At 69.2% G+C, this 8,094-nt stretch carries 7 protein-coding genes; 3 read left to right on the plus strand and 4 right to left on the minus strand.

All coding sequences use genetic code 11. The features are described 5' to 3' along the window. Positions 1–191 precede the first annotated feature (191 nt). Entirely contained in the window at positions 192–1,106 is a 915-nt protein-coding gene (gene mdh, locus N5096_RS09325; protein WP_267664182.1) for a malate dehydrogenase, read from the minus strand. 157 nt (positions 1,107–1,263) lie between these two features. Between mdh and N5096_RS09330 the strand changes: the two genes are divergently transcribed. Both N5096_RS09330 and N5096_RS09335 read left to right on the plus strand, forming a co-directional pair. Beyond that, a complete protein-coding gene (locus N5096_RS09330) occupies positions 1,264–1,857 on the plus strand; it encodes a DUF7474 family protein (RefSeq protein ID WP_267664183.1) in 594 nt (197 codons plus the stop codon). Positions 1,858–2,550: 693 nt separating this feature from the next. Continuing rightward, entirely contained in the window at positions 2,551–4,368 is a 1,818-nt protein-coding gene (locus tag N5096_RS09335) for a histidine kinase N-terminal 7TM domain-containing protein (RefSeq protein WP_267664185.1), read from the plus strand. 53 nt (positions 4,369–4,421) lie between these two features. On the opposite strand, the gene N5096_RS09340 is transcribed toward N5096_RS09335, so the two are convergent. The 3 genes from N5096_RS09340 to N5096_RS09350 all read right to left on the minus strand — a co-directional run bounded on the left by N5096_RS09340 (position 4,422) and on the right by N5096_RS09350 (position 7,563). Then, positions 4,422–5,165: a DNA polymerase sliding clamp gene (locus tag N5096_RS09340; RefSeq protein ID WP_267664186.1), complete on the minus strand. Its 744-nt coding sequence runs from the start codon at positions 5,163–5,165 to the stop codon at positions 4,422–4,424. Positions 5,166–5,341: 176 nt separating this feature from the next. Next, the gene (locus N5096_RS09345; RefSeq protein WP_267664188.1) at positions 5,342–6,721 is read right to left on the minus strand and encodes a phosphoglucomutase/phosphomannomutase family protein; all 1,380 of its coding nucleotides are present in this window, start codon (positions 6,719–6,721) and stop codon (positions 5,342–5,344) included. A gap of 299 nt (positions 6,722–7,020) precedes the next feature. Further along, complete coding sequence (locus tag N5096_RS09350) at positions 7,021–7,563, minus strand: KH domain-containing protein (RefSeq protein WP_267664190.1); 543 nt, start codon at positions 7,561–7,563, stop codon at positions 7,021–7,023. A gap of 257 nt (positions 7,564–7,820) precedes the next feature. On the opposite strand from N5096_RS09350, the gene tnpA reads away from it, so the two are divergent. Then, the coding region (tnpA, locus tag N5096_RS09355) for an IS200/IS605 family transposase (RefSeq protein ID WP_267664191.1) at positions 7,821–8,094 on the plus strand (274 nt) is incomplete at its 3' end.

Here is an 8,094-nt window from a genome sequence, read left to right on the forward strand (position 1 = left end):
CCCCCCCCCGACTCCCTCGCGCGGGCTGCTCGCGGCCTGGCGGCCGCTCGCCGGCACGCGCCGCAACGATCCGGGATTCAAGTTCATCATCACCGTAACTCAGGCGGATTTATAAACAGCAGTCAGCGATCTGCGTTTCGATATAAAAGGTGAACGGAAGACGGCGCTTCGATCTCGATCGTCGCCGTCCCTCAGGCGATCTTCTCGTACTGCTCGGAGAGCTTCTCGGCGGCCTCGTCGAGGAGGTCGGTCTCGTACTCGTCGAGCTCCCACTCGACGACCTCCTCGACGCCGTCCGAGCCGAGCTTCGCGGGGACACCGAGCGCGGTGTCCTCGTGGCCGAACTCGCCGTCGAGCACGACCGAGCAGGGGAGCACCTCGCCGGTGTCGTGCAGGATGGCCTCGACCGTGTGCGCGACGCCGGTGGCGGGGCCCCACTGCGTGGCGCCCTTCCGGCTGATCACGTCCATCGCCGACTCCTGGAGATCCGCGAGGATCTGCTCTTTCTCGTCGGCGTCGAACGCGGGGTCGCGGCCGTTCACGCGCACCTTCGAGAAGACGGGGGCTTGCGCGTCGCCGTGCTCGCCGAGGATCGTCGCCTCGACGTTCTGGACGGGCGCGTCGAAGCGCTCGGAGAGGACGTAGCGGAAGCGCGCGGAGTCGAGCCGCCCCCCGAAGCCGACCACCTGATGACGGTCGCGGTCGCCGGCCTCGTACAGGTGGCGGTTCAGCAGGTCGACCGGGTTCGAGGTGGTGACGGTGACGAAGTCGTCGTTGTGCTCGGCCAGCGACGAGCCGATGTCCTCCATGATGGGCGCGTTGTCGCCCGCCAGGTCGATCCGGGTCTGGCCCTCTTTCCGCGGGATCCCGGCCGTGATCACGACGACGTCCGAGCCGGCGGTGTCCTCGTACTCGCCCTGCCGGACGGTCGTGTTCGAGTCGTAGGCGATCCCGTGGTTGGTGTCGGCCGCCTGCCCGATCGTCGTCTCGCGCTGGTCCGGGATGTCGACGAAGACGAGCTCGTCGACCACGTCGCGCAGCGCGAGGTTGTAGCCGGCCGCGGCCCCGACGGTCCCCGCCGCACCGATGACGCTCACTTTTGTCATACCGTCTGAAACCGCGGCCGGCCGGCGAGTAAACGTTTCGGAACGGCGTGATCGACCGCGCTGGTCTCTGGCGCCACCGGACCGCCCCGGTCTCGGGAGTCGGGCGCGGCGGCCCGTCGCGAAAACCCTAACTCCGGCGGCCGCGCATGCTCACCCAGTGCCGACGTTCCGCTACCCGTGTCCCGGCTGTCGGACGACCAACAGCCTCCACGACGCCGACTGCGACTTCGAGGGCGTGAGCTGGCCGACCATCGAGAAGGCGTACACGGACCTCCTGACGGTCCTCACCGCCGAGCCCGACGGGATGGCCGAGTCCACGCTCCGCGAGGCGGTCCACGGCGAGTGGGGCGGGCTCCACAAGGCCGCGCTCGACGCCCTGGAACGCGAGCAGCGCGTCGTCGAGGACGGCGACCGCCTCCGGCTGCTCACCGCCGCCGAGTTCAAGGAGCTCGTCTCGGAGCCGACCCGGGACCCGATGCGGACCGTCTACGAACACGGCTCCGTCCCCGGCTGCCACGACAACGCCGTCTTCGCGATGGTCGCGTGGTACGAGATGGTCGGGCTCTCGTGGCCCGAGACCCGCGAGAACGTCGTCGAGTGGCTCCGCGAGTCCGGCGCGTGGGACCGCGGCGGGTTCGAGGAGTCGACGCCGGAAGAGCTCGTCGACGCCAAGCGCCACGTCTACGACGAGGGGTACGGCTGGAAGGAGAAAGGACAGTCCGCGAAACGCGTTATCGAGCGACATTTTTGACATCCTCCTCCGCGTAAACGCGGAGGAATCCCGAGCGGTGGGAGTTTCAGGTCTGTAGTCCAATCACCGGACTACCAGCCCTTTCGGGCACGGGTAGTCCCACAGCGTCGGACTGGTGGACTGCTGGCCATGCCAACTGGCCGTTACCCCTATCCTCGGTCGTGTACGGCGTCTCAGTGTTGTTTTTGCCACAGGGACGCCAGCAGGCGTCAGCGGACTCGGGGGTACCTTCTGACTCGCTTTGAGCAGTCGGCACAGACACACTCTTCTGGAATGTGCGTTCACCGACTACCCTTTCGGATACTGTCTCATTGCGCGGGTGGACAGGCCACCTCCGAAGGACGGCTCGGAATCCGCTCCGTTCCGACCGATTCCTACCTACTAATAGGGTTTCCTGTCGCTTAAACACCAGTATTCTAAAACTCGGAGTGCTGTCGAACGTGGATACTTTCCCCAAGTGACGGCGCGTATCCATGGCGTGAACGCCGTGGTATTGCGCCTGTTCAGCGTATAACCTCGGAGCCGCCGACCGCAGCGGCGGCCCCTCTACACCGCCGCCGTCGCGTCGCCGTTCCTGCTCGGCGCGCTGCTCCTCGTTCCCGTCGCCGCGGCGTTCCGGCGTTCGGCGGAGCGAGTCGAGGGGGCGGCGGCGCACGATAGTTTTACGCCGCGGGTGCCCCTCGTGACCGACACATGCTCGACGCCGTCCCGGCGTGGCCCGTGCTCGGATCGCTCGCAGGCGGGGCGGGGGCGCTCGCGCTCGCGCTGGCGATCCGCGAACACCGGGGACGGCCGGGGGTCGACTGGTTCCTCGGCGTGTTCGCCGCGCAGACGGCGTGGTGTCTCTCCTACGGCGTCGGCCTCCTCGTCACCGACCCGACGCTTCGAGCGGTGCTGGAGGGGACGGCCTGGCTCGGCATCCTCTGGACCGGAGTCGCCTTCCTCGGGTTCGCGCTGGAGTACACGGGCCGGAGCGACGTGGTCCGGAGCCGGCCGTTCGCGGCGGTCGTCGGCTTCGGCCTCCTCTCGACCGCGCTCCTCGCCACGAACTCCCTGCACGGCGCGTTCTGGACCGGGTTCGGGATCGACCCCGCGTTCGGCGTCGCGACGGTCTCGTACGCGTTCGGCCCGTGGGCGTACCTCGTCGTCGTCGTCGAGACCGTGCTCGTCGCCAGCGCGGTCTTTCTGCTGGTCGACACCCTGCTCAGCTACGGCCCGCTGTACCGCCGGGAGAGCGCCGCGGTCGCGCTGAGCTCGCTGCCGCCGGGGTTCGCCTTGGTCGCGTGGACCCTGGAGCTCGGTCCGGTCCCGCAGCTCCAGCTCGCGCCCCTGCTGTTCGTCCCGCATATGCTGCTGGACGCGTACGCGTTCGACCGCGCGGAGATGTTCGACCGCAACCCAACGACCAGCCGCGCCGCCGAGCGCACCGCGATCGACGACCTCGCCGACCCCATCGTCGCACTCGCGCTCGACCGGCGGATCGTCCGCCTCAATCCCGCCGCCGAGTCGCTGCTCGGCGTGGACGCCGAGGCCGTCCGCGACCGCCCGCTCGACGCGTTCCTCGACCTCCCGGCCGGAGTGATCGGAGAGGGCGGCGAGGGGCGGGACGGCGAGGACGGGACCGGCCGCGAGACGGTCGAGGTCGAGTCCCGCGACGGCGCGGGACGCCGAACGTACGCGGTGTCGGCCTCGCCGCTCACCGACCCCAGCGGGACCCGCGTGGGGTACACGGTCGTCTTCTCGGACGTGACGGAGCGGGAGCGCCGGCGCCAACAGCTCGAGGTGTTGAACCGCGTGCTCCGGCACAACCTCCGGAACGACGCCGGGGCCGTCCGCGGCTACGGCGAGTTACTCACCGACCGGCTGGAGGATCCCGAACTGGTACGCATGGCCGACGCGATCGAGCGCCGGTCGGGCGCGCTGGCCGCGCTCGGGGAGAAGGCCGGCACCGTGGAGGACCTCCTCTCGGACGGCGAGGCGGACCCGGTCGCCGTCGACGAGCTCGCCGAGAACGTCGTCGCCGACGCGCACGAACGCGCGCCCGACGCGACCGTCGAGCTCGACGTCGAGCGCGACGCGGAGACCGAGGGAGGGGAGGCGTGGACCACCCACGTCAGGGCCGAGGCGCTCCGCGCGGTCGTCGAAAACACCGTCGAGAACGCCTTGCACCACCACGACGGCGAGGGCGTCGAGCGCGACGACGGGGGGCCGTGGGTCCGGGTGTCGCTCGGGCGCGCGGGCGACGAGGGCCGAGAAGGCGACGGCGATGGCGACAGAGGGCGCCCCACCCGATTCCGCCTCACGATCGACGACGACGGCCCGGGCATCCCCGACCACGAGATCGCGACGGTCGAGTCCGGGCGGGAGACCGCGCTCGAACACGGCTCCGGGCTGGGGCTGTGGGTCGTCGCCTGGGGCGCCGCGGCGGTCGGGGCCGACGTCGACTACGCCGACCGCGACCCGCGCGGGACGAGGGTGACGGTGTCGGTTCCGGTCCTCTCGGAGGCGTAATCGGAGAGAAAAGTTCGTTTGAGGCGGTTCCAGGAGCGCCGTTTTCGGCCGTTTCAGTCGCTTTGTATTCTCGGCGCTAGCATATACGTTGCGTGTCCGAGCCCCTCCGCGAACCCGTAGTGGAGCTTGACCGGGAACTCCTCGCCGAGCTCGATGGTGACCTCGGCGTCGCCGGGGATCGCCTTGTTCATGTCCTTGAGGTAGTCGAGGCTGAACAGCGAGTCGGCGGGGCCGGCGGTGAGCGCGATGAGGTCCTCGCGGGCGAGCCGGAGGTCGACGTCGTCGGTGTCGCCCTCGGCCTCGATGAAGAACGCCTCGTCGGCCTCGTCGACGCGCAGGCGGATGTGGTCCGAGACCATGTCGGCGGCCTTGATCCCGCGGTCGATCTGGGCGCCCTCGACGACGATCTCGGAGGCGAGATCGAGGTCCGGGATGTCCGGCTCCTGACGGATGGAGTCGGGGTCGATGAGCGCGAGGGTGTACGAGAGTCCGTCGATCTGGATGTGGAGCTTGCGGGTCTCCTCGTCGAGCTCGAGGTGGATCAGATCGCCCGAGTTGGCCATCCCGGCGATGTCCTCGAGGCGGGCGAGGTTGACGCCGATGACGCCGCCGTCGGCCTCGTACGACTCGAACGCCGCGGCTTCCAGGGTGAGGTCGACCATGCCCACGTTGGCGGGGTCGACGGCGCGGATCGAGAGCTCCTCCTCGTTCAGGCGGATCTTACACTCGTCGACCAGCACGCTCACCGAATCGAGCGCGTCCTGAAACGTCGACGCGCCCACGATGGCCTTGAACATATACGTTCGGCTACGGCGGTATCACCTAAAAAGGCACCCGATCGGACCGGCACGGAAACGCTCAAACCGACCGGATGAGGCGGGCGACGACGACCGCGAGCGTCGCCGGCGCCCGCCGCAGGCGGAGCCGTTCGAGCCGGTCGTCGCCGCGGTCGGGAGCGAGGGCGACTTCGCGCTCAGATCAGCGGCTCGACGATCTCCCGCCCCTCGGCGAGCAGCTCCGCGACCGCCTCGTCGCCGTCGGCCTCGGCGTACACCCGGAGCTTCGGCTCGGTCCCGGACGGGCGGACGAGCAGCCACGAGCCGTTCTCCAAGAGGAGCTTGAACCCGTCGAGCGTGACGACCTTCGCGACGGGGGAGCCGCGGACCGACTCGGGGATGTGGTCCTCCAGCTCGTCGAGAACGCCCGCCTTCCGGTCGTCCGGGCAGTCGAGCGACACCTTCCCGGCCGCGATATGGCCGTGCTCGTCGAGCAGGCGGTCCACTCGCCCGTCGAACGGCTCCGCGGCGTGGGTGCCCGCGGCGAGCAGCGCCATCAGCACGCCGTCCTTCTCCCGGACGTGTCCCCGGAGGGTGAACCCGCCGGACTCTTCGCCGCCGAACAGCGCGTCGTGCTCGCCCATCGCCTCGGCGACCCACTTGAAGCCGACCGGGGTCTCGTACACCGTCTCGCCGTGCGCCTCCGCGATCCGGTCGACGAGGAACGTCGTCGAGACGGTTCTGACGGCGGGGCCGGAGTCCTCCTCCAGCAGGCGGTCGTAGCAGGCGGCGTAGAAGAGATTCGCGTCGAGCACGCCGCGCTCGGGTGTGACGACCGCGATCCGGTCGGCGTCGCCGTCGTTGGCGATCCCGAGGTCGACGTCGCTCTCGGGGTCGGTGACGCGCTCGGCCAGTTCCTCGAGGTGTTCGGCGCTCGGCTCTGGCGACTCGCCGCCGAACGTCACGTCGCGCTCGCAGCGCAGCCGGACGACCTCGGCGCCGGCCGCCTCGAGGAGCGCGTCGGTGACGCCGCGGCCGCTCCCGTGCATGGCGTCGTACGCGACCGTGAGCCCGTCGAGGTCGCCCCCGACGAGGTCGCGGGCCGCGTCGGCGTGGGCGCTCACGAGGTCGACTCGCAAGATCTCGCCGCGCTCCGCTTCGGGGAGGAGGTCGGGCTCCGCGAGGCGGTCGACCACGTCCTCAGTCACGTCGGGGAGCGCGGGCGCGCCGTCGCTCGGGATGAACTTCACCCCGTTGTACTCGGGCGGGTTGTGGGAGGCGGTGACCATGCAGGCGCCGGCGAGCCCGCGGTCGACGATGGCGTACGCGATCACGGGCGTCGGCGCGTCGCGCTCGGGGAGGAGGACGTCGAAGCCGTTGCCGGCGAGCACCTCAGCGAGGCTCTCGGCGAACCCCTCCGAGGTCTCGCGGGCGTCGTAGCCGACCGCGACCGGCTCGTCGTGGCCCGCCGCCTCGAGGTGGTCGGCGACCGCCTGTCCCACGATCCGCACGCGCTCGTCGGTGAAGGTGTCGAGCGTCGCCCGCCAGCCGTCCGTGCCGAAGGCAATCTGGTCCATGTCGGCCACGTCGTCGTCGGGGACAATAATGCCCGGTGCCGGTCGCGAACCTTGCGCCGGCGGGTCGGCGATGACGGTTTATAAACACCCGAGCGAGCGGCAGCGAGGCGCGAAGCGCCTCTGGCAGCCGGCGGGGAAGCCGACGACGACGAGGCCGGGGAGGTGTGAGGCTGCGGTGCCGGGCGGTGCGGGGTGGGATTCGAACGGGCAGTCGCGAGGCGGCTGGGGCTTTGGCGGCGTTCACCGCCTCGCCGGCACCGATCATTTAAAAGTAAACCGACGCCCGGATCGAGTACCAGCTACTGGGGCGCGCTGAAGCTCACGTCGTCGTCGAGCTCGTTCGACATCCGCTCTAAGTACGAGTACACCGCGCCGTGCGGGGCCCCGTCCAGCAGCATCCCGACGGCCCGACGGACCACTTCCAGCTCCTCGGGCTGGCCGACGGCGCCCACGGTCGAGCCGTAGACGACGACGTTCGCGCCCGAGAGCTCCTCCAGCAGCTCCCGAGTCCGGCCGTTCTCGCCGATGATCCGACCCTTCTTGCGCTGGAGGTCGTTGTCGTTGCGGGTGTGCTCGGAGAGGTCGATGAGGTCGAGCGTCCGGAGGTCGTGGTCGAGGATCGACAGCGCCGTCTCCGGCGTGAACCCCCGCCCGATCGCCTTGATCACGTCCGGCGCGACCATCGCGGCGACGGGGTCGTCGCGCTCCTCGATGGCGACGCTGCCCGACTCCGAGTCGACGTCCAGCCGCACGTTCGCCCGCTCTTCGATCTCGCGCATCGTCTCGCCGCCGGCGCCGATAACGACGCCGATGCGGTCCTGCGGAACCGTCACGTGTTGCATACGGCGAAATACCCGGCGAAGCCTTTTAAACGTGTCCGCCGGAGTCGGGTTTGCAGTCGTGTGACGGGGGGTACTCGGCGATTTAGCTGGATATAGGCGCTAAGCCCCCACCCTCAACGGAGCGACCGAAGGGAGCGGAGTAGGGTGGGGATACAGCGCCGTCATCACCTGTTCATACAGCAATACGGGTGCAGCCCCACAAATCCACGTAGTCGCAGCGTTTTTGCGTTGGGGTACCATATAACTGTACGAACCCAATGGAATACGACCTCGATTCGGGAGCGCATTCGACGTACTCCCTGCACTACCACCTGATACTCACCACGAAGTATCGCCGCGGAGTGCTAACTGAGGAGCGAACCCAATTCATTCGCGGGGTCATCAGCGGGTTCACGGACAACTACGGCGTCGAACTGACGAACCTCGACGGAGAGGACGACCACGTTCACATCCTGTTCCGAGCGAAACCCACCACGGACCTCGTGAGGTTCATCAACACGGTCAAGGGCGCAACCGCCCGCCGTATCCGAA

The organism is Halorubrum yunnanense, assembly GCF_026586675.1.
GTDB classification, from domain to species: Archaea; Halobacteriota; Halobacteria; order Halobacteriales; family Haloferacaceae; genus Halorubrum; species Halorubrum yunnanense.

Excerpts from the sequence above, each read along its gene's own strand:
- mdh (WP_267664182.1), bottom strand. The coding sequence starts at position 1,106 with ATGACAAAAGTGAGCGTCATCGGTGCGGCGGGGACCGTCGGGGCCGCG.
- N5096_RS09335 (WP_267664185.1), top strand. The coding sequence starts at position 2,551 with ATGCTCGACGCCGTCCCGGCGTGGCCCGTGCTCGGATCGCTCGCAGGC.
- N5096_RS09340 (WP_267664186.1), bottom strand. The coding sequence starts at position 5,165 with ATGTTCAAGGCCATCGTGGGCGCGTCGACGTTTCAGGACGCGCTCGAT.
- N5096_RS09345 (WP_267664188.1), bottom strand. The coding sequence starts at position 6,721 with ATGGACCAGATTGCCTTCGGCACGGACGGCTGGCGGGCGACGCTCGAC.
- N5096_RS09350 (WP_267664190.1), bottom strand. The coding sequence starts at position 7,563 with ATGCAACACGTGACGGTTCCGCAGGACCGCATCGGCGTCGTTATCGGC.